Origin of the sequence: Streptomyces fungicidicus (assembly GCF_003665435.1) — a bacterium.
GTDB lineage: Bacteria > Actinomycetota > Actinomycetes > Streptomycetales > Streptomycetaceae > Streptomyces > Streptomyces fungicidicus.
Genome location: NZ_CP023407.1, coordinates 618,498 through 643,332, shown reverse-complemented (window position 1 = coordinate 643,332; position 24,835 = coordinate 618,498). Strand labels below are relative to the sequence as shown.

General features: G+C 72.6%; 21 protein-coding genes. 13 read left to right on the top strand and 8 right to left on the bottom strand.

What is annotated here, in order from left to right:
- Position 1: 1 nt before the first annotated feature.
- The 3 genes from CNQ36_RS02675 to CNQ36_RS02665 form a co-directional block, all read right to left on the bottom strand.
- On the bottom strand, positions 2-2,224 hold the full coding sequence (locus CNQ36_RS02675; RefSeq protein WP_121544767.1) for an NHLP family bacteriocin export ABC transporter peptidase/permease/ATPase subunit: 2,223 nt from the start codon (positions 2,222-2,224) through the stop codon (positions 2-4).
- On the bottom strand, positions 2,221-3,027 hold the full coding sequence (locus CNQ36_RS02670) for an HlyD family efflux transporter periplasmic adaptor subunit (RefSeq protein ID WP_004935661.1): 807 nt from the start codon (positions 3,025-3,027) through the stop codon (positions 2,221-2,223). The genes CNQ36_RS02675 and CNQ36_RS02670 overlap by 4 nt, the downstream gene beginning before the upstream one ends.
- A gap of 119 nt (positions 3,028-3,146) precedes the next feature.
- Positions 3,147-3,362, bottom strand: coding sequence for a hypothetical protein (locus tag CNQ36_RS02665; RefSeq protein WP_004935664.1), 216 nt, complete (start codon positions 3,360-3,362; stop codon positions 3,147-3,149).
- A 569-nt stretch (positions 3,363-3,931) separates the two neighbouring features.
- Between CNQ36_RS02665 and CNQ36_RS02660 the strand changes: the two genes are divergently transcribed.
- The 5 genes from CNQ36_RS02660 to CNQ36_RS02640 all read left to right on the top strand — a co-directional run bounded on the left by CNQ36_RS02660 (position 3,932) and on the right by CNQ36_RS02640 (position 10,702).
- Positions 3,932-5,224: a S1 family peptidase gene (locus tag CNQ36_RS02660; protein ID WP_121544766.1), complete on the top strand. Its 1,293-nt coding sequence runs from the start codon at positions 3,932-3,934 to the stop codon at positions 5,222-5,224.
- A 545-nt stretch (positions 5,225-5,769) separates the two neighbouring features.
- A complete protein-coding gene (locus CNQ36_RS02655; protein WP_121544765.1) occupies positions 5,770-8,217 on the top strand; it encodes a SpoIIE family protein phosphatase in 2,448 nt (815 codons plus the stop codon).
- A 170-nt stretch (positions 8,218-8,387) separates the two neighbouring features.
- On the top strand, positions 8,388-8,567 hold the full coding sequence (locus CNQ36_RS35170; RefSeq protein ID WP_121544764.1) for a hypothetical protein: 180 nt from the start codon (positions 8,388-8,390) through the stop codon (positions 8,565-8,567).
- Positions 8,568-8,668: 101 nt separating this feature from the next.
- Positions 8,669-9,736: a glucose-1-phosphate thymidylyltransferase gene (locus CNQ36_RS02645; RefSeq protein ID WP_121548338.1), complete on the top strand. Its 1,068-nt coding sequence runs from the start codon at positions 8,669-8,671 to the stop codon at positions 9,734-9,736.
- 162 nt (positions 9,737-9,898) lie between these two features.
- Positions 9,899-10,702: a class I SAM-dependent methyltransferase gene (locus CNQ36_RS02640; protein WP_121544763.1), complete on the top strand. Its 804-nt coding sequence runs from the start codon at positions 9,899-9,901 to the stop codon at positions 10,700-10,702.
- A gap of 87 nt (positions 10,703-10,789) precedes the next feature.
- Here the strand turns inward: CNQ36_RS02640 and CNQ36_RS02635 are convergent, their stop codons facing one another.
- Complete coding sequence (locus tag CNQ36_RS02635; protein WP_121544762.1) at positions 10,790-12,730, bottom strand: glycosyltransferase family 2 protein; 1,941 nt, start codon at positions 12,728-12,730, stop codon at positions 10,790-10,792.
- Between the two features lie 214 nt (positions 12,731-12,944).
- Here CNQ36_RS02635 and CNQ36_RS02630 point away from each other — a divergent pair, with 214 nt between their 5' ends.
- Complete coding sequence (locus CNQ36_RS02630; RefSeq protein WP_004935674.1) at positions 12,945-13,445, top strand: metallophosphoesterase family protein; 501 nt, start codon at positions 12,945-12,947, stop codon at positions 13,443-13,445.
- Positions 13,446-13,838: 393 nt separating this feature from the next.
- Positions 13,839-15,482, top strand: a complete 1,644-nt coding sequence (locus CNQ36_RS02625; RefSeq protein ID WP_121544761.1) for a multicopper oxidase family protein — start codon at positions 13,839-13,841, stop codon at positions 15,480-15,482.
- A gap of 27 nt (positions 15,483-15,509) precedes the next feature.
- Here CNQ36_RS02625 and CNQ36_RS02620 read toward each other — a convergent pair whose 3' ends face one another.
- Positions 15,510-16,775, bottom strand: a complete 1,266-nt coding sequence (locus CNQ36_RS02620; RefSeq protein ID WP_121544760.1) for a YncE family protein — start codon at positions 16,773-16,775, stop codon at positions 15,510-15,512.
- A 134-nt stretch (positions 16,776-16,909) separates the two neighbouring features.
- Positions 16,910-17,251: a hypothetical protein gene (locus CNQ36_RS02615; protein WP_206278409.1), complete on the bottom strand. Its 342-nt coding sequence runs from the start codon at positions 17,249-17,251 to the stop codon at positions 16,910-16,912.
- Between the two features lie 35 nt (positions 17,252-17,286).
- Between CNQ36_RS02615 and CNQ36_RS02610 the strand changes: the two genes are divergently transcribed.
- Positions 17,287-18,039, top strand: coding sequence for a CU044_5270 family protein (locus tag CNQ36_RS02610; RefSeq protein WP_323135673.1), 753 nt, complete (start codon positions 17,287-17,289; stop codon positions 18,037-18,039).
- Positions 18,040-18,059: 20 nt separating this feature from the next.
- On the opposite strand, the gene CNQ36_RS02605 is transcribed toward CNQ36_RS02610, so the two are convergent.
- Both CNQ36_RS02605 and CNQ36_RS02600 read right to left on the bottom strand, forming a co-directional pair.
- A complete protein-coding gene (locus CNQ36_RS02605) occupies positions 18,060-18,425 on the bottom strand; it encodes a nuclear transport factor 2 family protein (protein WP_004935680.1) in 366 nt (121 codons plus the stop codon).
- 122 nt (positions 18,426-18,547) lie between these two features.
- Positions 18,548-20,302: an ABC transporter ATP-binding protein gene (locus tag CNQ36_RS02600; protein ID WP_121544759.1), complete on the bottom strand. Its 1,755-nt coding sequence runs from the start codon at positions 20,300-20,302 to the stop codon at positions 18,548-18,550.
- Between the two features lie 133 nt (positions 20,303-20,435).
- Between CNQ36_RS02600 and CNQ36_RS02595 the strand changes: the two genes are divergently transcribed.
- The 5 genes from CNQ36_RS02595 to CNQ36_RS02575 all read left to right on the top strand — a co-directional run bounded on the left by CNQ36_RS02595 (position 20,436) and on the right by CNQ36_RS02575 (position 24,825).
- Positions 20,436-21,521 (top strand): S-(hydroxymethyl)mycothiol dehydrogenase, encoded by a 1,086-nt coding sequence (locus tag CNQ36_RS02595; protein WP_004935684.1) that lies wholly within the window; start codon positions 20,436-20,438, stop codon positions 21,519-21,521.
- Positions 21,521-22,150: an MBL fold metallo-hydrolase gene (locus CNQ36_RS02590; RefSeq protein WP_004935687.1), complete on the top strand. Its 630-nt coding sequence runs from the start codon at positions 21,521-21,523 to the stop codon at positions 22,148-22,150. Before CNQ36_RS02595 ends, CNQ36_RS02590 begins: the two co-directional genes overlap by 1 nt.
- A 102-nt stretch (positions 22,151-22,252) precedes the next feature.
- Positions 22,253-23,167: an SDR family oxidoreductase gene (locus CNQ36_RS02585; protein WP_004935690.1), complete on the top strand. Its 915-nt coding sequence runs from the start codon at positions 22,253-22,255 to the stop codon at positions 23,165-23,167.
- Positions 23,168-23,217: 50 nt separating this feature from the next.
- Positions 23,218-24,030 carry an SDR family NAD(P)-dependent oxidoreductase gene (locus CNQ36_RS02580; RefSeq protein WP_121544758.1) on the top strand — a complete coding sequence of 271 codons (813 nt, stop codon included), beginning with the start codon at positions 23,218-23,220 and terminating at the stop codon, positions 24,028-24,030.
- 99 nt (positions 24,031-24,129) lie between these two features.
- Positions 24,130-24,825, top strand: a complete 696-nt coding sequence (locus CNQ36_RS02575; protein WP_121544757.1) for a L,D-transpeptidase family protein — start codon at positions 24,130-24,132, stop codon at positions 24,823-24,825.
- Positions 24,826-24,835: the final 10 nt, after the last annotated feature.

Below are 24,835 nucleotides of genomic sequence, written 5' to 3'. Positions count from 1 at the left end.
CTCATCGCTCCCTGACCAGCGCCGCGTACGCGCCGCCGCGCGCCACCAGTTCCTCGTGCCGCCCGCGCTCCACGACCGTGCCGTGGTCCAGGACGACGATCTCGTCGCTGTCGCGCACCGTGCTCAGCCGGTGCGCGATCACCACACAGGCGCACCCGCGCCGGCGCAGGCTGTCCATCACCAGCAGCTCGGTCTCCGCGTCGAGCGCGCTGGTCACCTCGTCCAGCACCAGGATGCTCGGCCGGCGCACCAGTGCCCGCGCGATCTCCAGACGCTGGCGCTGGCCGCCGGAGAAGTTCCGGCCGTCCTGCTCCACCGGGCTGTGGATGCCACCCGGACGGCGCAGGATCACGTCGTACAGCGCCGCGTCCTTGAGCGCCTCCACCACGGCCTCGTCCGGGACCGAGGGATCCCACAGCGCCACGTTGTCCCGGACGGTGCCCTCGAACAGGAACACCTCCTGGTCGACGAAGGAGACGGACGCCGCCAGCGCGCCTCGCGGAATGTCCTCGATGCGCCGGCCGTCGATCCGGATGACGCCCTCCCACGGCGCGTACAGGCCCGAGATCAGCCGCGACACCGTGGACTTGCCGCTGCCCGAGCCGCCGACCAGCGCCACCTGCTGTCCGGGGCCCACCGTCAGGTCGAAGCCGGTCAGCAGCGGCTTGTCCAGCGGGCTGTAGCCGAAGCCGATGTTCTGCAGCTCGACATGGCCGTGCAGCCGGCGCGTCGACTCCACGCCGCCGGGACGGCCGTAGAGCGGGTCGGCCCGGAAGTTCTCCACGTCCTTCAGCCGGGCCACGTCCGCGGCGAAGTCCTGGATCCGGCCCGCGACGCCGTTGAGCCGGGTCAGCGGGGCGGTGAAGCGGGCGACCAGCGCCTGGAAGGCGACCAGCAGTCCGACCGAGATGTGCCCCTCGACCGCCCGCAGGCCGCCGATCCACAGGATCAGCGCGCTGTTGAGGGTGGCGAGCGTCGGCGCGACGATGCCCAGCCAGGCGCTCGGCACACCGAGCCGCTGCTGCTCCTCCAGCGTGGTCGCGTGCTGCCCCGCCCACTTGCGGAAGTAGCCGTCCTCCCCGCCGGTCGCCTTCAGCGTCTCGATCAACTGCAGTCCGGTGTAGGCGGTGTTGGTGAGCCGGGCGTTGTCCGCGCGCAGCTTCGCGGTGCGGGTCGCGCGCAGCCGGATGACGATCCGCATCGCCACGATGTTCAGCAGCGCCACACCGATGCCCACGAAGGTGAGCTGCGGGTCGTACGTGTACAGCAGCACCGCGTACAGCACGACCACCACCGCGTCCACGCCCGCCGCCGACAGATCGCGGGCCAGGGTCTCGGCCACCGCGTCGTTGGACTGCAGCCGCTGCACCAGGTCGGCCGGGCTGCGCTGGGCGAAGAACGTCACCGGCAGCCGCAGCAGATGGCGCAGGAAACGGGCGCTGGACAGCGTGGAGGAGATCAGCCGGCCGCGCAGCAAGTTGCCCTGCTGGAGCCAGGTCAGCACCAGGGTGAGCAGCACACAGGCGCCCATCGACGTGAACAGCACCCCCAGCATGGAGGTGTGGCCGCCGATCAGGAACTCGTCGATGAAGGTGCGGCTGAGCCCCGGCACCGCCGCGCCCACCGCCACCAGGAGCAGGCTCGACAGCACCACCGCGGGCATGGTGCCCGCCGTGCCGCGCAGCCGGGCCGGCATCGTGCCGAGCACGCCCGGCCTGCGGCCGCCCCGTGTGAAGTCCTCGCCGGGCTCCATCACCAGCACCACACCGGTGAAGCTGCCGTCGAACTCCTCCAGCGGGACGAACCGCCGACCCTTGCCGGGGTCGTTGATGTACACCCCGCGGCGGCCGAAGCGGCGGCCCATGCCGTCGTAGACGACGTAGTGGTTGAACTCCCAGAACAGGATGGCCGGCGCCGTCACTTCGGCGAGGGCGGCCAGATCCATCTGCATGCCCTTGGCGGTCAGCCCGTAACTCCGGGCCGCCTTCAGCAGGTTGCTGGCGCGTGAGCCGTCCCGCGAGACGCCGCAGGCGATGCGCAGCTCCTCCAGCGGGACATGCCGGCCGTAGTGGCCGAGCACCATCGCCAGGGAGGCGGCGCCGCACTCCACGGCCTCCATCTGGAGCACGGTGGGCGTACGGACGGTCTTCGCACGGGCCTTGGGAACGGCGCGCCCGGGCGGGGCGGCACGGCGCCGGCCGCGGGTCTCCTGAGCGGTGGTCACGGCAGCAGCCAGTCGACGGGACGCCGGTCGGCCAGCCGGATCGAACCCGTGGCCAGGGTCATCGAGGTCAGTGCGAACGGCGGGCCGTCCGCGGACGACCACGCGTATCCGCTCTCGGTGCCGGACGACTTCTTCAGCTCGACCGTGACCGCCACCGGCCTGCCCTTCCCGGTGAACTGCTCGGCGAGCCTGCTGTCCCCGAGGAACGCGGCGATCTGCTGGGCCGACTGCGCCGAGCGGTCCACCGACTTCACCTCGCCGCGCAGCACGCCGTACTCCTGACTCGGCACGGACTGCACGGTCAGGTCGACGGGGGCGTGCGCGGGGATGCCGGCGGCGTCCCCCGCCGGGACGTACACCGTCGCGTACAGCGGGGCCTTCTCGCGGGAGACCTTCTCCACGGCGGCGACGTCCGCGCCGGTGGAGATGATCTGGCCGACGGTGGCGGCGAGCGCGGTGATCCGGCCCGCGTCGAGGGAGCGTACGACCGTGTCTCCCCGCTCGGTGCGCACCTTCAGGACGGGGGAGCCGGCCGGAAGCCGCTCGCCCTCCTTCGCGACGACGGCGGTGACCTGGCCGGCGACGGGGCTCTGCAGGACGTAACTGCCCTGCCCGTGCGTGAGGACGGCGGGCGCGCCGACCGTGGAGGACACCGAGCCGGTCAGTGCCCATACCGAGGCGGCCGCCATCGCGACCACCGTCACGGAGAGCACCAGCCAGCCCTGCGGACGCGCGAAGCGCACCGGCAGGTCGAGCTCCTCCGGTGACTGGAGCTTGGCGAGGGCCTGTTGGCGGAACTGCACGACTCTTCCCTCACCTGCGTGAACCGGGCGACGTGACGGACGTGATGCGGGGGCGTGGACGCACCGCTGAGTCCCGGAGCCGGGGGGCGGCTCCGGGACTCAGCGGCACAGGGGCGCGATCAGAGACCGGCGACCAGGTTGGTGACCGGCGCGGTGTTCAGGCCGGTGGCGCCCTCGACGGTGCCGACGACCGTGTCGACCAGGCCGGAGACCGGGGCGATACCGTCCACCGCACCCGTGAGGGTGTTCACGGCGTTCACGGACAGGCCGCCGGAGACGTTGTCGAGGTCGGCGTCGGCGATCTCGACGGTCTCAACCTGGGGGGTGGAGTTCATGATGGAACTTCCCTTCGTATGGATATCTCACAAGGGGGAGCGGCCCCCTCTGGGGACAGACAAGGCCGCGACCGCGGGCGCCGAACACCCGTCGCCGGGAACCCGGAACGGCCCTGCGGTGCGATGGATCAAAGCACGCGCCGGGTCCGGGCTTCCAATCAATCAAACGTCTCACCAGGCAACTTGTGACCCGTGGGGGTCCAAGCGTGCAGACGCGGGCACGGCTCGGCGGCGACTTCTTCACATGCCCCACCGCATCGGCTCGTCGGACCACTTGCGCCCCGCCGGCCGGAATCCGGCACACCGGTTCCAAACACGTACTCCCGCCCCGGGGCTTGTGGACGGACGCCGGCCGCGGTGACCGGGTTGGGCACGGGCTGTGCAGATTCGCTGAAGCCAGGATTCCGCTCTTTGGACGTGACCGATTGCTCACGTCCGGTCGCACCGGGTGAGGTGTGACGGGGGATTGAACGCCCCCCGCGGCACGTGCGTACCAACAGCCGTCCAGGCGCCCCCCACCGCCGCCGCACGGCGGCCCGGCTCCGGTCACCCCCAGGAGGTCGAGAAGGTTGAGTCACAAGCGAATTCCGAAGCGCAAGGCCGCGATAGCGGTGGGCGGCGTGGTGGCGCTCGGCGCCGCCGCGATCCTGCTCCCCAACGCCAACGCCTCCCAGGACGGCGCGCCGGACGACGCCGCGGCGGCGCCGAGGACCCTCAAGGCGGCCGACGCCTCGGATCTCGCCTCGCGACTCGCCGGGCTCCTCGGCGACGCGTTCGCCGGCTCCTACTACGACGGTGAGAACAAGCAGCTCGTCGTCAACGTCGTACCGGGCGACGACAACAACGTGATCGTGCAGGCCGAGAAGGCGGGCGCGGCCGTCCGCGAGGTCGACAACAGCCTGACGGAGCTGGCGGCGGGGGCGCGGACGCTGAAGTCGGAGGCGACCATCCCGGGCACCTCGTGGGCCGTCGACCCGCGCACCAACAGGATCCTCGTCACCGCGGACAGCACGGTCACCGGCGACAGGTGGAACAGGCTGGAGTCCACCGTGCGGAGCCTCGGCCCGGGCATGGCGACCGTCAAGAAGTCCGCGGGCACCTTCCGGACGTTCGCGTCCGGCGGCGACGCCATCTTCTCCGGCGGAGCGCGCTGCTCGCTCGGCTTCAACGTCACCGCGGGCGACGGCTCCCCGGCGTTCCTGACGGCCGGTCACTGCGGTGTCGCGGCCGACCAGTGGTCCGACGCGCAGGGCGGGCAGCCGATCGCCACGGTCGACCAGGCGGTCTTCCCCGGCGCGGGCGACTTCGCGCTCGTCACGTACGACGACCCCGCGACCCAGGCGCCGAGTGAGGTGAACCTCGGTGACCAGACCCTCCCGATCTCCGGGGCCGCGGAGGCGACCGTCGGTCAGGAGGTGTTCCGGATGGGCAGCACCACCGGGCTCGCCGACGGGCAGGTGCTCGGCCTGGACGCCACGGTGAACTACCCGGAGGGCACGGTCACCGGCCTCATCCAGACGAACGTCTGCGCCGAGCCCGGCGACAGCGGCGGCTCCATGTTCACCCGGGACGGCCTCGCCATCGGCCTGACCTCGGGCGGCAGCGGCGACTGCACCTCGGGCGGCGAGACGTTCTTCCAGCCGGTCACCACGGCCCTGGAAGCGGTCGGCGCGACCCTCGGCGCGGACGGCGCCGGCGCCGGCGACCAGGCGGGCGGCGCGGGCGATGCCGGTGCCGGCGACCAGGCGGGCGGCGAGGAGGCCGGTGCGGGCCAGGACGCCGGCGCGGGTGAGGAGGCCGGCGCGGGTGCCGGCGACGCGTCGGGCCAGGGCGCCCAGAACCACTCCCGCAGGAGCCACTGACCCCCGCCGGCCCGGGCGAACCCCCGGCCCGGCCCCGCCACCCCACATCTGGCGGGGCCGGGCTTCCGTTCGGCGGGCTGCCGCGTTGGGTGGGGCGTGTCGGTCGTCCGGTGGCGGACCGGCCGCTCGGCGGTGTCGTGCAGTCGGCCGCGGTGGCCACCGGCGGTCGGATGAGCGTCCTCCCGGTCGGACGGCTACGGCGGGCACCCCCGGCCGGGTCATGAAGGGTGTGCCGCGCGCTTCGGGACCCGTCGTCGGAGGCAGGGCCACGGTGATCCGTGGAGAGCGGCGGGACGTCTCGTCCTCGTCGCTCACCCGGGCCGGCCGCCGCTCGCGCACCGAGCGGGCGGGACCCGCCCGCTGCCTCGCGCCTCCGGCACCGGCCACCCTCCACCAGCGCGGACGCGAGCGGCTCGGGCGCGCCGACCACCTCCCCGCACGGCCGCGCCCCGGCCTCCGGGACCCGGACACTTCCCGCGCCCCCGCGCACGCCGGTAGCAGCCGAACGCGCACAGGGGCTGCGCGGATATCCCATAAGCGCTGTAATGGCCAACGTGGTCAGTGAGGGCGCTGCGGGACGCAGCACGAGAACGCCGCGTGCGGAAGGCGCCCTGAGGACCATCGCGGCCGACCAGGACTCACCCGAACGGGTCCGCCGGGTCCTCGAGCAGGCCCTCGTCTTCGCCGGCGCCGCGTTCGCCGCCCTGTACCGGCCCGGTGCGGACGGCGAGCTGCTGTATCTGGCGGAGTCCGCCGGCCTGCCGAGGACCCTGTGCGGGGTGCGGGACAGCTATCCCGTCGCCGGGCGCGCCCCGGTGGCCGAGGCCCACCGCGGCCGGCCGGTGTGGCTCGGCCCGCAGGACCTCGCCGCACAGCCCCAGTCCCGGCGCGTGCCCAGCAGCGACTTCTTCCTCGCGGCCCTGCCCGTTCGGGGCGACGGCGGCGGCTGTCTGCTCGCGATCAGTGAGAGCCCCCTCGGGTTCGACCCCGAGGACCGCGCCTGTCTCGGCCTGGTCGCCGACGCCCTCGCCGTTCCCGCGCCGCCCGCGGCCGCCGACGGCGGCGAGCCGCCGCCCGGCGGTTTCAGCCTCGCCATGGACACCGGCCGGGTCCGGGTCGGCGACGGCCTCCTGGAACTCTTCGGCCTCGGCCCCGACGACTTCGACGGACGGGTGGAGAGCCTGCTGAGCCTGACGGTGCCGGAGGACCTGCCCTCGCTGATGTCCGTCGTCGAAGCGGACCACATGACGATCGGCGACCGCGAACTGGAGTTCCGGGTGCTGCGTCCCGCCGGCCCGCCCAGGTGGCTCCGGCTGCGCGGCCGGCTGGTGCCCGGCGGCGAGGGCCGCCCCGCCCGGCTCGTCGGCTCCGTCGTCGACGCCTCCACCCTGCGCTCCGACATCACGGACGTGGCCCGTGTGCAGCGCCTCGCCGCCGCGCTCGCCACCGCGGTCACCGTCCGCGACGTGGGAAAGGCGGTGGTCGCCGCGCTGCGCAGGCCGCTGCGGGCCGACCGGATCGCGCTCGCCGAGCTGGAGGGCGAACGGCTCGTCGTCACCGTCCTCGACCCGCCCGAGCCGGAGGACTGGCCGGAGCTGTGGCGCGCGGAGTGGCGCACCGAGTGGCCCGACGCGCCGGTGCGCACCATGCCCACCCTCGCCGCCGCCCTGCGCGAGGGACGCGCCGCCATCTGGCCGGCCGGCTCCCCGCTGGAGACCGCCCTCGCCGAGGTGGGCCCCGGCGGCCTTGCCGTGCTGCCGCTGCCTGCCGGGAACCGCATGGTCGGCGCCTGTCTGATCGGCTGGGACACCCCGCACGACTTCGGGCCCGACGAGCGCGCCCTGCTCACCGCCGCCGCCGGTCTCGCCGGACAGGCCCTGATGCGGGCCCGCGCCTTCGACGCCGAGCACGAACTGGTGGGGATGCTCCAGCGCCAGCTGCTGCCCCGGCGACTGCCGAGGCTGCCCGGCGCGATCGCCGTGGCCCGCTATCTGCCCAGTACCGCCGGTCTGGAGCTCGGCGGCGACTGGTACGACGTGATCCCGCTGCCGGACAACCACGTCGCCCTCGTCATCGGCGACGTCCAGGGCCACAGCGCCGGCGCCGCCACTCTCATGGGCCAGCTGCGCACCGCGCTGCGGGCCTACGCCGTCGAGGGGCATCCTCCGGACGTCGTGGTCTCCCACGCCAACCGGCTCCTCATGGACATGGAGACCGATCTCTTCGCCACCTGCTGCTACGTCGACGTCGACCTGGAGCAGGGCTCCGCCTGGTGCGTCCGCGCAGGTCATCTGCCGCCGGTGCTGCGCCACCCGGACGGGAGCACCGAGATCGCCGAGGCCGAGGGCGGCCCGCCGCTCGGCGTGGTGCGGCAGAGCGACTTCCCGATGAGCCCGCTCGGGCTGCGGCGCGGCACGCTGGTCGCGCTCACCACGGACGGCCTGGTCGAGTCTCCGGAGTCCGACATCGACGAGGGCCTGGAGCGTTTCGCGGGGCAGCTGTCCGCCGCCGACCCCACCCCGCTCGGGCCCGTCGCGGACGCCCTCCTGGGCAAGGCGCCGCGCAGCGACGACGTGGCCCTGCTGCTGATGCGCTACGACGGCATGGCCTCGCGCCCGCTGCGGGAGAGCTGGACGGTGTGGCGGGTGCCCCAGGCGGTCGGGCACGCCCGCCGCTTCACCCGGCGCACCCTGCGCTCCTGGGGCGTGACCGCCGACATGGACGCCGCCCTGCTCGTCGTCTCCGAACTGGTCACCAACGCCCTGGTGCACACCGAGGGACAGGTCCGTCTCGACATCACCCTGGTCAACGACCGGCTGAGGCTCGCGGTCGCCGACGCCTCGCCCCGCACCCCCGCGAAGCCGACCAGTATCGGCTGGGGGGCCACCGGGGGCCGGGGCATCCTGCTCGTCGAGGCGGTGTCGGCGGCCTGGGGGACCCTCCCGGTCAGCGGGGGAAAGCAGGTGTGGGCCGAGTTCGTCCTGCGGGACTGAGAGGGCCGCGTGGTGCGGGTGTGCTGGGCGAGCACGCCGAATTCGTACGGCAACTCCTGTGCCGGACGGGGGAGTCGAGTCCGGACGCGCCCATGACGGCGAAAAGGGTGTTTGTGGGGTACGGCGCCGGGGACCCGGAGGGCAGCGGACCAGAAGGAAGATGATGTGTCGTGACCACGGAGACCACTGACAAACCCCGGCTCCGCCGGCCGGAGACCGGCTGGGCGCGAGCCCGGCGACTGCGCGGCAGGGAGCAGCTGCGCACCTGCCTGCCGGCCGTGTACCGCGGTGCCACCGCCACCTCCCCGCACACCGGTTTTGAGGGAAACATCGTGCGAGGTGAGGATTAGCGAGTATCCGGGCGACTCATCGGTCCTCTCATCGGATTTTCGTAATGAACGAGTAAAGCAAGTGACGTTCCCCGCGCCGGAACACGACTATGGTGAGTCAGATGAAGGCTCTCGTGCTGTCCGGCGGCGCCGGAACCCGGCTGAGGCCGATCACCCACACCTCGGCGAAACAACTCGTGCCCGTCGCCAACAAACCCGTGCTCTTCTACGGGTTGGAATCCCTGGCTGACGCGGGCGTCACCGAGGTCGGAATCATCGTGGGTGACACGGCCGCGGAGATCGAGGACGCCGTCGGCGACGGATCCGGTTTCGGTCTGCAGGTCACCTACATCGCCCAGGAACAGCCCCTCGGACTCGCCCACGCCGTCCTGATCGCCCGGGACTGGCTGGGCGACGACGACTTCGTCATGTATCTCGGGGACAACTTCATCGTCGGCGGAATCACCGGCCTCGTCGAGGAGTTCCGCCGGAATCGGCCCGACGCGCAGATCCTGCTCACCCACGTCGCCGACCCCCGCTCCTTCGGAGTCGCCGAACTCGACCCGGCCGGGAGGGTGATCGGCCTGGAGGAGAAACCGGACGCCCCCAAGAGCGACCTCGCCCTGGTCGGCGTCTACCTCTTCACCCCGGCCGTCCACGAGGCGGTGCGCGCCGTGAAACCCTCCTGGCGCGGCGAACTCGAGATCACCGACGCCCTCCAGCACCTGATCGACTCCCGCGCCGACGTGCGCTGCACCGTCATCCAGGGGTACTGGAAGGACACCGGCAACGTCGTCGACATGCTGGAGGTCAACCGCTCCGTCCTCGAAGGCGTCGAGCGCCGCATCGACGGCCGGGTCGACGACCGCTCGGAGACCATCGGCCGGGTGGTCGTGGAGGAGGGCGCGCGGATCGTCAACTCCCGCATCGTCGGCCCCGCCGTCATCGGCGCGGGCACGGTCGTCAGCGATTCCTACGTCGGCCCCTTCACCTCCGTCGCGGAGAACTGCCGGATCACCGACAGCGAGCTGGAGTTCTCCATCGTGCTGCGGGACTCCTCCATCGACGGCGTCGGCCGCATCGAGGCCTCGCTGATCGGCCGTCACGTCGAGGTGACGCCCGCGCCCAGCGTGCCCAGCGCCCACCGGCTCGTCCTCGGCGACCACAGCAAGGTGCAGATCCATTCATGAACCCTCCGGGACCGCCCGGCGCGGGCACGAACGTATGCGGTGCTTGGCTCCACGGGGTCCGCGCCACTAACTTCGTGCGCACGACGACCGGTCCCGGAGCCCGCGGCCCCACCGCAGCACCGCACGAAGCACCGCACAGCATCCGCTAGGAGAGTCCCCTTCGTGAAACGCCATGAGTTCCTCCGGGAACTGCACAAGGTCAGCGCCAACCGCAACTACCTGGAGATCGGCGTCAACGACGGCCGCAGCCTGCGTCTGTCGCGCGTCCCCAGCATCGCGGTCGACCCCGCCTTCAAGGTGGTCTCGGAACTGAAGTGCGACGTCCACCTGGTCAAGGCCACCAGTGACGACTTCTTCGCCCGTGACAACCCACTGGCCCACCTGAAGGGCGGCCGGCACCCGCTGCGCAACCTGCGCCGCGGCCGCAGCCCGATCGGCCACTGGCGCCGCACCACGCTCGACCTGTCGTTCATCGACGGCATGCACCTCTTCGAGTACGCCCTGCGCGACTTCATGAACGTCGAGAAGCACTCCGACTGGTCGAGCGTGATCGTCCTCGACGACATGCTGCCGCGCAGCGTGGACGAGGCGGCCCGGGACCGGCACACCACCGCCTGGACCGGCGACGTGTACAAGATCACCGAGGTGCTGGCGCGCTACCGCCCCGACCTGGTGACCGTCCTGGTCGACACCCAGCCCACCGGCCAGCTCGTCATCTTCGGCGCCGACCCCGACAACACGGTGCTGCACGACAAGTACGACGAGATCATGACCGAGTACAAGGTGCCCGACCCGCAGAAGGTGCCCGAGGCGATCCTGGAGCGCGCCGGGGCGGTGCCGCCGGAGGCACTGCTGGAGGCCGGTTTCTGGCGGGCGCTCGCCCCCGCCCGCAACCGCGGCCTGCCGCGGCGCGTGGGCTGGGAGCCCCTGCGCCGCGCTCTGGAACAGGTGGGCGTCAGCCGCTGAGCCCCCTGCCGCGCGGCCCCTCGGAGCCTGCGCGGCAGGCACCGCCCGAGGGCGGCGGGCCGGAGCGCTCCGCCCCGGCCCGCGCCGTCACCGCCTTCCGGCGAGCAGCGGAGTCACCCTGGCGCGGACGGCGCCGAGTGCCCGGCGCGCGGAGCGCGCCAGCTTCCGCACCGTGCCGGGACGCGGGACGGGCACGACCAGTACCCTGCCGCCGGCGGCGCGCAGCGCGAACGGCAGCCCCACCGTGCCCCGCTGTCCCGCGGTGTCGGGATCCAGGCTCACGGCGACTCGCCAGACCCCCCGGGGCAGCCGGGCGGGCAGCGTCGCCTCGAGCGAGGACCCGGACCCGTCCGGTGCACCGGTCAGCGTGCCGGAAGCGTGCAGCGTCCTGCCCGGGGCGCTGAACCTGAGCCCCACCCGCGCACCGCCGGACGCGTGCAGCGGAAGACGGATGCTCAGCCGGGTCCCGGAGGCGGTCACGTCCTGCCGCCGCACACCGTCCAGACCGAGCCGCTTGCCCTTGACCTTCGTGTCCAGCGAGAGGTTCCCGTGCGGTTCGGTCCAGTACGGCAGGACCGCGCGGCCGTCCGCGACACCCGCGTACGGCTCCGGACGAGTGGCGCGCGGGGCGGGTCCCAGACGGCACTCCTTGGTCCAGCCGCCGAGCTTGACCCGGACGACCGCGTCCCAGACCCCGTCACCGGGCAGCGCGGCGGGATCGACGGTCGCGGTGGCCCGCAGCACCAGCCGCACCCGCTCGCCGCCGTCGGCCGGAACCGCCTCCCGGGTGAACTCCACGGGCTGGAAGTACTGTGCGGAGCTCGACCGTTCACGCAGCAGGAGGTCGGCCGTGGCCTGGTCGAAGCGGGCCGCGGTCTCCGCGCCCACCCACGCCACCGCCTCCTCGACGTCCTTCGGCGTGTCGGCCAGCGGGGTGCGGGCGGCGTCCGCGGGGAAGGACATCGGCTCGCCCGCGGAGGCGTACTCGGCGGTGAACTCGATGTGCAGCGTGCCGTCCCGCCACTCCACACGCGTCGGATCCGCCGCGGGGGCGACACCGGCCTCCCACTCGGCGAAGGCCACCACGTCGTCGTACCGGTCGGCCTCGGCGAACGCGGCGACGACCTGCTGCGTCGGCTGCAGCCCGGCCGCCACGCCCGGGCCGAACCGCTCGACGACCACCTTGTGGATCTCCGCGAAGAGCTCCCTGCGGTAGTCGTCCGGCAGCCCCAGCAGCCGTCGTGCCCGCAGCCGTTCCACCATCTCCACCCTCAGCCAGCGGCGGAACAGCCGGTCGCGCACGGCCCCCGGCTCGGTGTACCGCTCGACGACGTCGAGCGCCTCCCGCAGGTTCTTGAAGTACCCGACCGGGTCGAAGCGCTGGAAGCCGGCGTTGGAGGCGTCGTCGCGCCGGATGTGGTAGTAGCAGACGTAGTCGCTGAGCACGGACACGTTGTCCGCGCGCAGGAACGCCTCGGTGACGAAGACGTGGTCCTCCAGGCGCCGCCGTCCCTCCGGGAACCGCAGCCCGATACGGTCGAGGAACTCCTTGCGGAACATCTTGTGCGGGGTGAGGCTGTCGATCAGCGGCGCGTTCGCGACCGTCGCCCGCGGATGGCTGCGCCGGAACAACTCCACCGGCACCCCGCGGTTCTTGCCGGCCATCTTGCCCACCACGACGTCGGCGCCGTTGGCCACGCCGTACTCGTACATCCGCTGGAGGGCCTCGTCGCCCAGGTAGTCGTCGTTGTCGACGAACATCACGAACTCGCCCCGCGCGGCGGCGATCCCCACGTTGCGGGGCTTGCCCGACCAGCCGGAGTTCTCCTGGTGGATCACCCGCATCCGGGGGTCCTCGGCGGCGAGCCGGTCGAGCCGGGACGGAGTCCCGTCCGTGGAGCCGTCGTCGACGAAGACCGCCTCGTACTCGTCGGGAGGCAGCGACTGCCGTTGCAGCGAGGCGATGCAGTCCTCGATGTAGACACCCGGGTTGTACACGGGGACGATGACGCTGACCTTGACCGGCATCTGGATTTTCGGGCCCTTCGGGTCTCTCGCCGTTCGCACGTACGGGCTTGGCTTGCGTGGCCCGATCGTAGCGCCGGTCGTCGGCGTCCTGCCCGTCGCCTCGCCGCCGGCACCGCCCCGTGACGGTCGCCGGCCGCCCGCCGACCGGCTTGCCCGCGGGGCCGTTTGAGGCGTGGCGCTCCGCCCCGGACGCGGTACCGCCTACGCTGCGCCCGTGCGACTCCTGCTGATGTCCGACACCCACCTGCCCCGGCGCGCGAAGCGGCTGCCGGCACCGCTGCTGGACGAACTTCCCTGCTCCGACGTGGTGTTGCACGCGGGTGACTGGGTCGACACCGCCACCCTCGACCTGCTGGAGAGCCGCAGCCGCAGACTGGTCGGCGTGTACGGCAACAACGACGGACCCGACCTGCGCGCCCGGCTGCCGGAGATCGCGTACGCCGATCTCGGCGGGCTGCGTTTCGGCGTGATCCACGAGACGGGCCCGGCGCGGGGCCGCGACATCCGGTGCGCCGCCCGCTTCCCCGGGCTTGACGTGCTGGTGTTCGGACACAGCCACATCCCGTGGGACACCACCGCTCCCACGGGACTTCGCCTGCTCAATCCGGGCTCGCCGACGGACCGCCGCAGGCAGCCCCACTGCACCTATATGACCGCCGTGGTCACCGGAGGCCGGCTCACGGAGGTGGAACTCCACCGGCTTCCCCGGCGCTGACGGTCCGGGCCGCTTCGTGTCGGTGGAAGCGGCCCGGGCGCTGCGAGTAGATGCTTCTCTCTCACGGACCTCCTTCCCGCGATAGGAGGTGACAACGGCTCGCGTACCCCACCCCTGCCGGACTCACACACCCTTATCCGCTCCGGGTTTCCGGCGCCGCGGGGCGGGTGGGGACCGGGGGAGTCAGGGGGCGGGAGGGGCAGGACGGACCGCTCCCCGCAGCGCGCCCGTGCCGCCCGGCGGGTGGTGTCGGTGCTGGTCGCGGTGTCCGAGTAGGGGCATTATATGGCGGGTTGTCCGGCAGTACGCCTGCCGCACATCGCCCTCGGCGCCCCGCGCGCCGCGACTGACCACCACGCACGCGCGAGCACATCGCGCCGGGAGTGCATACCGATGTCTGACCAGCCGGCCCCGCACGGGCCGACCACCGACCCGTACCGCACCGGGTCCCCCCGGACCGCCCGCCCGGGCACGGCGCCGACGCGCCGCCGGCTCCTCGGACTCGGCGCCGCGCTCGGACTGGTCGCGACGGGCGGCGCCCACGCCGCCGCCGCGCTCACGCACCGCCCGTCCGGCACCGGCAGACAGCTGCGCAGCGCCGTGCCGCTGCCCGAGCCGTACACCGTGCCCCTGCCGGTCCCGCCCGTCCTGGCCCCGTCCGGCACCTCGCGGGGCGCCGACCGCTACGAGATCACCCAGCGCCGGGTGACCGCGGAGATCCTGCCGGGGGTGCCCACTGAGCTGTGGACCTACAACGGCACCTACCCCGGCCCCACCGTCGAGTCCCGCCGCGGCCGGCCGGTCACCGTGCTGCACCGCAACGAACTGCCCGTGCCGACGGTGGTGCACCTGCACGGCGGACGAACCCCGGCCGGGTCCGACGGCTACCCCACCGACCTCGTCCTCCCGGACGGATGGGCCGTCCACGACGGCGCGCACATGCCGAGCGACCCGCGCGCCGTGACGAGCCGGGTGACACGGGAGTACACGTACCCGCTCGACCAGCGCGCCGCGCTGCTCTGGTACCACGATCACCGGATGGACTTCACCGCCCCGGCGATCTGGCGGGGCCTGACCGGCATGCACCTCGTCCGCGACGCGGCCGAGGACGCCCTGGACCTGCCCCGCGGCGAACGGGAGCTGGCCCTGACGATCGCCGACCGGGCGTTCGCCGCCGACGGATCCCTGGCCTATCCGTCCCTCGACCCGGAACTGCGCGAACGGCCCGGGGTGACCGCCGCCTACGCGGCCGGCGTGCTGGGCGACGTGATCGTGGTCAACGGGGCGCCGTGGCCCGCCCACGAGGTCGACGCCGTACGCCACCGGCTGCGGCTGCTCAACGCGTCCAACGCCCGGCACTACCGGCTCGAGGCCGTCACGGACGACGGACGACGGCTCGACCTGGTCCAGGTCGGCGCCGACCAGGGGCTGCTCGCCGCCCCCGTCACCCACACCGCCCTGCCCCTCGCGCCCTCGGAGCGGTACGACGTCGTCGTCGACTTCGCGGGCCTGCCGCCCGGCAGCCGGGTGCGTCTGCGCAACCGGCTCGGCGCCGGACGCACCCGCGACGTCATGGCCTTCCGCGTCGCCCGCAGGGCGTACGACCACAGCCGGATCCCCGAGGAGCTCTGTGACGACCTGCCCGTCTGGCGGCGCTCCCAGGCGACCGCGGTCCGCGAGTTCGCCTTCCGCGCGGGACACACGGCGCAGGGGCGCGGCTGGTTCGTCAACGGGCGGCCGTTCGACCCGGCGCGCACCGACGTCCGGGTCCGGCTCGGCGCCGTCGAGGTGTGGCGCTTCACCGCCGACGTCCACCATCCGGTCCACCTCCACCAGACGCGGTTCCGGGTGCTCACCCGGGGCGGACGCGCGCCGCTGCCGCACGACGCCGGCCTCAAGGACACCGTGTCGCTGCGGCCGGGGGAGACGGTCGAGGTCATCACCTGCTTCGACGGGCGCCGGGGCCGCTACCTCTTCCACTGCCACAACGCCGAGCACGAGGACATGGGCATGATGGCCAACCTCGAGATCGTCTGACACCTCCCGGGGCGCCCGTCGTGCCGGTCAGTTCCCGGACGTGCCCGACCAGCCGGCCTCCACCTGGCCGAGGCGGACCCGCTGCGGGTGGTCCCCGACCGGTACGGACACGGTCTTCTCGCCGGTGGCGAAGTCGATGGCGGTGACCCGGTCGGCGCCGCTCTCGGAGACCACGCAGGACTTCCCGTCGCCGCTGACGGTCGCCCAGTACGGCTTGGACACGGCGACGAGCGGGCCCTGCTGCAGGGTCGCCCGGTCGACGACGGTCGCATAGTCGTCCATGGTGCCCGCCACGCACAGCTTGGTGCCGTCGGGCTTCATGGTGATGCCGTGGTGGCGGGAGTCGTTGACCCAGGTGGTGCGGTCGTCGCTGGTGGCCGCGTTCTTCGGCAGGGTCTTGGTGCGGGTGATCCGGTCGGTGGCGACGTCGTACTCGAAGAAGCCGTTGAAGAACGACACCTGGAAGTACAGCTTCGTCTCGTCCGGGGAGAACGCGGCCGGGCGCACCGCGTCCGAGTGGTCCTTCAGACCGATGGCGTCGAGCCGGTCCCGCATGTCGATCACCTTGACCTGCTTGAACGTGGTCGCGTCGACCACCGTGATGCGGCGGTCGCCCTTCGTCCAGTCCAGCCAGGGCGCGTCGAGCGCGGTGTTCACGTCGCCGATGGCCATGTTCCAGATGTGCTTGCCGTCGCGGCTGAAGACGTTCTCGTGCGGCTTGTCGCCGGTCTTGAACGAGCCCAGTTCCTCACCGGTGACGATGTCCAGGACGTGCACCGTGTTGGAGGTCGAGGCCGACACGGCGACCCGCTTGCCGTCGGGGGAGACGGCCATGTGGTCGGAGCGGTAACCGGAGACGGGGAAACGCCAGTTGACCCGTCCGGTGGCGAGGTCGAGGGAGACCACGTCGGCGAAGCTGGGCCGGGAGACGACCACCGAGGCGCCGTCCGGGGTGGAGTACATGTCGTCGACGAACTGGTCGTGGCCCTCGCCGACGCCGCTGCGGATGGCCATGAAGTAGATCCAGCGGATCGGGTCGGCGTTGATCTCGGCCATCCGCTCGTCCCTGTCGGGGATGACGTCGATCCGGCCGATCCTCGCCAGGTCACCGCCGGACTCGATGACATCGGCGGTGCCGTCCCAGTTGTTGCCCACGAAAAGCACCTCCCGCAGGGCGGAGGCAGGGCGCGGGGACGGTGCGTCCTCGGCGGCGCCGGCGACGGCGGGCGCCGTGACGGTGAGGACGAGCGCGGCGGCTATGGCGCACAGGTGCCTGGTTCTGCGGACCGGCATGACGGCTCTCTTCCGGGATCTCGAAGCAGGTGCTCGGGAAGTCAACTTACTGAAAAGTAAGGAAGAGAGCCGTCCGCGACAAGACCGCGTACACGACAAAATCAGGGGCGCCGGCCCCACCGGGTGCCGCCGGGCTAACCGGGTGACAGGACGACGAACGCGGCCGCGAGTGCGAGGGCGCACCCGAACAGCGCACAGCCCAGCAGCCGCTGCCGCAGGTGCCGGTACCGCGTCTCGTACTGCGCCCGCAGTTCCTCGCCCCGCTCCACCGTGCGCTGCCACGACGTCCGGCTGAGGGCCAGATACCGTTCGGCGAACCGCCGGGCAACCTCCTCCCGCTGGTGTTCCGTCAGCCAGTCGATGCCGGCGGTGAGCTCCGCCGCCGCCGTACGCGCCTCGGTGCGGGCGGCGTCGACGAGGAGGTGCCCCTCGATCTCGTTGAGCAGCGCTTCCACATCCGCCGGGTGGCCGCTCACCGGACGCTCAACTCCCGTGCCGGCTCCGGGGCCTGGTGCAGGTCGAACGCCGGGGACTCGCTGCGGATCCGCGGCAAGATTCCACGCCCGTCCCCCTGGAGCGGCTCGCCGAGCGGGCCGCCACCGCCGCCGGGGCCGAGGACGCCCCCGCGGCGCGCAGGGGGACGCACGTGCGGTCGTGGAGCCTGGGCATGAGCGACAGCGAGCCGCCGGTCACCCTGCCCCAGGAGCGGATCGTGCGCTGGACCCCCGACGGCCGGCACACCGAACTCGTCGTGGCCACCGACCCCCGTCATCAGGCCCGCCCCGTCCTCACCGACGAAGGCGGTGAGCAGCGACTCGTCGGCGACGGGCGGGTGATCGGCCGGCGGACCTTCCCGCCGAGCTGGAGCGACGCCCCGCCCGCCGCACACCCGCCCCACGACCCCACCCGGCTGCGCGCCTACCTCGCCGAAACGGCGTACGACCCGCTGCGGACGACCCCCGAACTGCTGGACGCCGCCGCTCAGCTGCTGGACAACTGGACGCTCGGCGCACGCGAGTCGGCCGCGCTCACCCGGCTCCTGGCGGACGCCGACGGACTGCGCCCCACGGGCCGGGTCACGGACCGGCTGGGCCGGCCCGGCCAGGCCTACGTGTACGACGGCGCCCCGGGAATCCGCCACATGCTGATCCTCGACCCGTCCGACGGCGCCGTCCTCGGCCTGGAGGAGACCTTCACCGCCGATCAGCCCGAGTACGGTGTGCGGGCAGGCGAGGTGATGCAGTACCGGGCCTGGATCCGCTGATCACCTCACCGCCGTCGTGCCTACTCGTCCCAGGCCTGGATCATCACCTGACCGGTGATCTTCCCGTCCCGCAGGGTGAGCATCGACTCCGAGAGCACCCGCACCCCGTCCGGGTACTGGCAGCTCTCGCAGTAGGCGGCGTGGTCGCCCTGGACCACGCACGCCTCCAGCTTGTGCGTCATGTCTCGGCTGTACACGTCGTCCAGCACGGCGGCGATCTCGTCCCGGCCGTGCAGGACCTTGGGATGGCTGGGCTGGGCGTTGCGGTCCACGAGGCGCACTTCCGCGTCGTCCGCGTACAGCGACACCAGATTCGCCGATGTGTCCGCCTCGATGCCCCGGCGCAGTGTGTCGGTGCCGAAGACGGGGCGTGCAGCGGCTGTCATGATGACCCACCTCCTCCGAGGCCGTGGCCCGGAACTCCGGCGGGCCGCAACGGCCTCTCCCTACGAGCGTCCTCCGGCCCGGCGGGCAAGGCAAGCCCGGCCGCCGGGCCCGCCCGCGCCGCTCACTCGGCGGTCGCCAGGAACTGGGTGGCCGCCAGCTCCGCGTACAGCGGATCGGCGGTCACCAGCTCCCGGTGCGTGCCCACGGCCCGGACCCGGCCCGCGTCCATCACCACGATCCGGTCGGCCGCCGTCACCGTGGACAGCCGGTGCGCGACCACCAGGACCGTCGTCGTACGGGCCACGTCGGCGACCGTGTCGCGCAGCGCCGCCTCGTTGACCGCGTCCAGCTGCGAGGTGGCCTCGTCGAGCAGCAGCAGCCGCGGCCGGCGCAGCAGGGCGCGGGCTATCGCGACCCGCTGCCGCTCACCGCCGGACAGCTTGGTGCCGCGATGCCCGACCAGGGTGTCGAGCCCGTCCGGCAGCCGTGCCACCACCCCGTCGAGCCGGGTCGTCTTCAGCACCCGCGTCAGGGTGCCGTCGTCCGCCTCGGGGTTGCCCAGCAGCAGGTTGTCCCGCAGCGAGCCCGACAGCACCGGCGCGTCCTGCTCCACGTACCCGATCGACGCCCGCAGCCGCGACAGCTCCCAGTCGGCCAGATCGCGCCCGTCGAGCGTGATCACGCCGGAGCCGGGGTCGTAGAACCGCTCGATCAGCGAGAACACGGTGGTCTTGCCCGCGCCGGACGGGCCGACGAACGCCGTCATGCCCTGGGCGGGCACGGTGAACGTCACTCCGTGGTGGACGTACGGCAGGTCGTCGGCGTACCGGAAGCGGACGTCCTCGAAGGCCAGCGCGGCGGGCGCCGCGCCGGGCGTGGGCAGCGCGGCGGGCCCGTCCGCGGGCTCGGCGGGCAGCCGCAGCGCCTCCTGGATACGCGCGAGCGCGGCGCTGCCCGTCTGGTACTGCGTGAGCGCGCCGACGACCTGCTGGATCGGCGACATCAGATAGAAGACGAACAGCAGGAACGCCACCAGCGTCCCGACGTCGATGGCGTCCGTCGCCACCCGCGCGCCCCCCACCGCGAGCACGGTGATGAACGCGATCTGCATCGCCAGCCCGGCCGTGTTGCCCGCCGCGGCCGACCACTTGGCGGCCCGCACGCTCTGCCGCCAGGACTCCTGCGCGGCGTCGTGCAGCGCCCGCTCCTCCCGCGGCTCGGCGCCGGACGCCTTCACCGTGCGCAGCGCGCCGAGCACCCGCTCCAGCGAGGCGCCCATCAGTCCCACCGCGTCCTGCGCCTGCCGGGAGGCCCGGTTGATGTGCGGCACGATCACGCCGAGCACCGTGCCCGCGAGCGCGATCACGCCCAGCGTGACCCCCAGCAGCACCGGGTCCACGAAGCCCATCAGCGTCACGGTCGCCAGGAGCGTCAGACCGCCCGTGCCGAGACCCACCAGCGAGTCCGTGGTCACCTCGCGCAGCAGGGTGGTGTCGGAGGTGATGCGGGCCATCAGGTCACCCGGCTCACTGCGGTCCACGGCGGTGATCCGCAGCCGCAGCAGGTACGACGACAGCGAGCGCCGCGCCCCGAGCACCACCGACTCGGCGGTGCGCCTCAGCACGTACGAACCCAGCGCCCCGAGGACGGCGTTGGCGACGACGAGCGCCGACATCAGCAGCAGCGCGCCGGTGATCGCCCGGTCGTCCGCGAGGTCGTCGATCAGGTCCCGCGCCACCAGCGGCAGCATCAGCCCCGTCGCCCCGGTCATCAGCGACAGCAGGGCGCCGCCCAGCAGGGCCCACCGGTGCGGCCGGACGTACCCCAGAAGCAGCCGCCACGCGGGTGGTCCGGTTTCCTCGGTCGTGATGCTCACGTCGCCCCCCTCGGCGTCGGACGGAGCGTTCAGGCTACGTCGCCGGGGCGGGCCTGCCGCACGGCGGTCGGCACCCGCGATCATTCGCGCGTAGGGTCGTAGGGAACCACTGGCCGAAGAAGGAGTCAGCAGCATGGCGCAGGAAGTACGCGGCGTGATCGCCCCCGGCAAGGACCAGCCGGTGCGGATCGAGACGATCGTCGTGCCCGATCCCGGGCCCGGCGAGGCGGTCGTCCGCGTCCAGGCCTGCGGGGTGTGCCACACCGATCTGCACTACAAGCAGGGCGGCATCAGCGACGACTTCCCCTTCCTGCTCGGCCACGAGGCCGCGGGCGTCGTCGAGGCGGTCGGCGACGGCGTCACCGACGTGGCGCCCGGTGACTTCGTGATCCTCAACTGGCGTGCGGTGTGCGGGAAGTGCCGGGCATGTCTGCGCGGACGCCCCTGGTACTGCTTCGACACCCACAACGCGAAGCAGAGGATGACCCTCAAGGACGGCACCGAGCTGTCCCCGGCCCTGGGCATCGGCGCGTTCGCCGAGAAGACCCTGGTCGCGGCCGGTCAGTGCACCAAGGTCGACCCCGCGGTCTCCCCGCAGGTCGCCGGACTGCTCGGCTGCGGGGTGATGGCGGGCATCGGCGCCGCGATCAACACCGGCGAGGTCGGCCGGGGCGACTCGGTCGCCGTCATCGGCTGCGGCGGCGTCGGGGACGCCGCGATCGCCGGAGCCCGGCTGGCCGGCGCGGCGAGGATCATCGCCGTCGACATCGACGACCGCAAGCTCGAGACCGCGCGCTCCATGGGCGCCACCCACACCGTCAACTCCCGCGGGACCGACCCGGTCGAGGCCATCCGCGAACTCACCGGGGGCTTCGGCGCCGACGTCGTCATCGACGCCGTGGGCCGCCCCGAGACGTACCGGCAGGCCTTCTACGCCCGTGACCTGGCCGGCACGGTCGTCCTGGTCGGCGTGCCCACCCCGGAGATGAAGCTCGAACTGCCGCTGCTGGACGTCTTCGGCCGCGGCGGCTCCCTGAAGTCCTCCTGGTACGGCGACTGCCTGCCCTCCCGGGACTTCCCGATGCTGATCGACCTGCACCTCCAGGGCCGCCTGGACCTCGGCGCGTTCGTCACCGAGACCATCCAGCTCGACGAGGTGGAGAAGGCCTTCGAGCGGATGCACCGCGGCGACGTGCTGCGTTCGGTGGTGGTGCTGTGATGACCGCCCGCATCGAACGACTCGTCACCTCCGGGCAGTTCAGCCTCGACGGCGGCACCTGGGACGTCGACAACAACGTGTGGATCGTCGGCGACGACCACGAGGCGATCGTCATCGACGCCGCCCATGACGCCGACGCCATCGCCGAGGCGGTGGGGGACCGGCGCCTTACGGCGATCGTGTGCACCCACGCCCACAACGACCACATCGACGCCGCCCCCGCCCTCGCCGAGCGCACCGGCGCCACCATCTGGCTGCACCCCGACGACCTGCCGCTGTGGAAGCAGACCCACCCGGACCGCGACCCCGACTCCTGGCTGGTCGACGGCCAGGTGATCGAGACCGCCGGCGCCGACCTCACGGTGCTGCACACCCCCGGGCACGCGCCGGGCGCGGTCTGCCTGTACGACCCGGGGCTGGCGACCGTGTTCACCGGCGACACCCTCTTCCAGGGCGGTCCGGGCGCCACCGGCCGCTCCTTCTCCCACTTCCCGACGATCATCGACTCGATCCGGGACCGGCTGCTGGCCCTCCCGCCCGAGACCAAGGTCCTCACCGGTCACGGGGACCCCACCACCATCGGCGCGGAGGCCCCGCACCTGGAGGAATGGATCGCCCGGGGCCACTGAGCGGACCCGCCCGGGTGACCGGCGCGAAAAGGTGACAGAAGATGTCCGGCTTACCCGCCACCCTCGAAGCGACAGCAGAGAGCCGGTGACGGGAGGCCGTACATGTCGGAGCAGTTGAAGGAAAGGGTCGCGCTGGTGGCCGGGGCGACCCGGGGAGCCGGGCGCGGCATCGCCGTGGAACTCGGAGCGGCGGGTGCGACCGTGTACGTCACGGGCCGCAGCACCCGCGCACGCCGCTCCGAGTACGACCGCCCCGAGACCATCGAGGACACCGCCGACCTGGTCACCGAGGCGGGCGGCCGGGGAATCGCGGTGCCGGCCGACCACCTCGATCCGGGGCAGGTGAAGGCGCTGGTCGGCCGGATCGCCGACGAACAGGGCCGCCTGGACGTCCTCGTCAACGACATCTGGGGCGGCGAGACCCTCTTCGACTGGGAGGCGCCCGTCTGGGAGCACGACCTGGACAAGGGACTGCGTCTGCTCCGCCTCGCGGTCGAGACGCACGCGATCACCAGCCACCACGCCCTTCCCCTGCTGCTGCGCAACCCCGGCGGACTCGTCGTCGAGGTCACCGACGGCACCGCCGACTACAACCGCGACAACTACCGCGTCTCCTTCTTCTACGACCTCGCCAAGTCCTCCGTGCTGCGCATGGCGTTCGCCCTCGGCCACGAACTCGGCCCGCGCGGCGCCACGGCCGTCGCCCTCACCCCGGGCTGGATGCGCTCGGAGATCATGCTCGACCACTTCGGCGTACGCGAGGACAACTGGCGCGACGCCCTCGAGAAGGTCCCCCACTTCGCCATCTCGGAGACCCCGCGCTATGTCGGACGGGCCGTCGCGGCGCTCGCCGCCGACCCCGACGCGGCCCGCTTCAACGGCACCTCCCTCTCCAGCGGCGGCCTGGCCCGGGAGTACGGCTTCACCGACCTCGACGGCAGCCGCCCCGACGCCTGGCGCTATCTCGTCGAGGTCCAGGACGCGGGCAGGCCGGCCGACGTGACCGGCTACCGCTGATCCCCGTCCGCCCCCTGCCGCCGTGATCACCGGGCGGCTACCTTCACCCCATGACGACGGACACACGGCGCTTCGAGGGGTACGGGGTTCTCATCACCGGGGCGGCACGCGGCATCGGCGCGGCCACCGCCCTGCGCTTCGCGCGGGAGGGGGCGCGGGTCCTGGTGGCCGACGTGGACCTGGACGAGGCGGAGCGGACGGCGTCGGCGCTGCGGGGGCGGGGGCCCGGCGCCGAGGCCTTCGCCTGCGACGTGACCGACCGGGCCTCGGTCGAGGCGGCCGTGGCGCACGCCGTGGACGCCTTCGGTTCGCTCGACGTCCTGGTGAACAACGCGGCGCACTGCACCGCGGACGCGCCCCGCTTCGAGGACGAGCCGGACGACGAGTGGGCCGCCGACCTGGACGTCACCCTCACCGGCGCGTACCGCTGCTGCCGCGCCGCACTCCCGCACCTCGCCGCCTCCGGCCGGGGCGCCGTCGTGTGCGTCGGCTCGGTCAACGGCCTCCAGGACTTCGGCAACCACGCCTACAGCGCCGCCAAGGCCGGTCTGGGCTCCCTCACCCGCACCCTCGCCGGGCACGCGGCGCCGCGCGGGGTCCGGGTCAACCTGGTGGCGCCGGGGACCGTCCGCACACGCGCCTGGGCGGGGAGGGACGACGACCTCGAAGCGGCCGGGCGCCTCTACCCCCTGGGCCGGGTGGGCGAGCCCGAGGACATCGCGGCCGGGATCGCCTTCCTCGCCTCCCGCGACGCCTCCTGGATCACCGGCACCACCCTCGTCGTCGACGGCGGCATCACCGCGGTCAACACCGGGTTCCGGCAGGCGCTGCGCGCGGAGGGGTCGTGCGAGCCGTCCGCGTAACAGTCCTGTCGCCCCCTACAACCGATTTTCCCGTTGGGTCGTCTACCTGGCAGAGTGCGCACGCCATGCGCTCACCTCTGCGGAAGGGCAAAACAGACTATGGGGGACATACGTAGACGGAGTGCCGTCGTCCTGGGGGTCACCTCGCTGGTGGCTCCGCTCGCACTCGCGCTCGGGGCGACCCCGGCGCAGGCGGCGAGCTGCACATCCTCGACGGGGCCGTACCAGAAGAAGGTGGAGAAGTTCCTCGGCCGTCCGGTCGACGGAAAGCAGTCCTCCGCCGACTGCAAGGCGATCCGCGCCTTCCAGACCAAGCACGGCATCACGCCGAACATCGGGTACGCCGGCCCCGTCACCTGGGGTGTGATGGACCTGATGAACAAGCAGAAGGCCGTGGGGAAGAACCCGAACAAGTCGGGCAAATGCCCGACGAACAAGGGTCGTATCGCCTGCGTGAACCTCACGCTCCAGCTCAGCTGGATCCAGGACGGGAAGAAGCTGGTCTACGGGCCCGTCCCGGTCCGCACCGGTCGCAACGGGTACGAGACCCGCACCGGCCTCAAGAAGGTCTACTGGCGCAACATCGACCACGTCTCGACGATCTACGACGTGCCGATGCCCTACAGCCAGTTCTTCGACGGCGGCCAGGCGTTCCACTCGGTGGGCGTCAGCATGTGGAACCCGCCCGGCTCGCACGGCTGCGTCAACATGACCAAGACCGCCGCCAAGAAGTACTGGTCGCTGCTGAAGACCGGCGACGACGTCTACGTGTACGGCCGCAAGCCGGGCACCTGACCGGCCCCGG

Coding starts and splice junctions, on each gene's coding strand:
- CNQ36_RS02665 (WP_004935664.1), bottom strand. CDS start 3,362: ATGAACTCCACCCCCCAGGTTGAGACCGTCGAGATCGCCGACGCCGAC.
- CNQ36_RS02655 (WP_121544765.1), top strand. CDS start 5,770: ATGGCCAACGTGGTCAGTGAGGGCGCTGCGGGACGCAGCACGAGAACG.
- CNQ36_RS02645 (WP_121548338.1), top strand. CDS start 8,669: ATGAAGGCTCTCGTGCTGTCCGGCGGCGCCGGAACCCGGCTGAGGCCG.
- CNQ36_RS02635 (WP_121544762.1), bottom strand. CDS start 12,730: ATGCCGGTCAAGGTCAGCGTCATCGTCCCCGTGTACAACCCGGGTGTC.
- CNQ36_RS02625 (WP_121544761.1), top strand. CDS start 13,839: ATGTCTGACCAGCCGGCCCCGCACGGGCCGACCACCGACCCGTACCGC.
- CNQ36_RS02620 (WP_121544760.1), bottom strand. CDS start 16,775: ATGCCGGTCCGCAGAACCAGGCACCTGTGCGCCATAGCCGCCGCGCTC.
- CNQ36_RS02605 (WP_004935680.1), bottom strand. CDS start 18,425: ATGACAGCCGCTGCACGCCCCGTCTTCGGCACCGACACACTGCGCCGG.
- CNQ36_RS02595 (WP_004935684.1), top strand. CDS start 20,436: ATGGCGCAGGAAGTACGCGGCGTGATCGCCCCCGGCAAGGACCAGCCG.
- CNQ36_RS02590 (WP_004935687.1), top strand. CDS start 21,521: ATGACCGCCCGCATCGAACGACTCGTCACCTCCGGGCAGTTCAGCCTC.
- CNQ36_RS02585 (WP_004935690.1), top strand. CDS start 22,253: ATGTCGGAGCAGTTGAAGGAAAGGGTCGCGCTGGTGGCCGGGGCGACC.
- CNQ36_RS02580 (WP_121544758.1), top strand. CDS start 23,218: ATGACGACGGACACACGGCGCTTCGAGGGGTACGGGGTTCTCATCACC.
- CNQ36_RS02575 (WP_121544757.1), top strand. CDS start 24,130: ATGGGGGACATACGTAGACGGAGTGCCGTCGTCCTGGGGGTCACCTCG.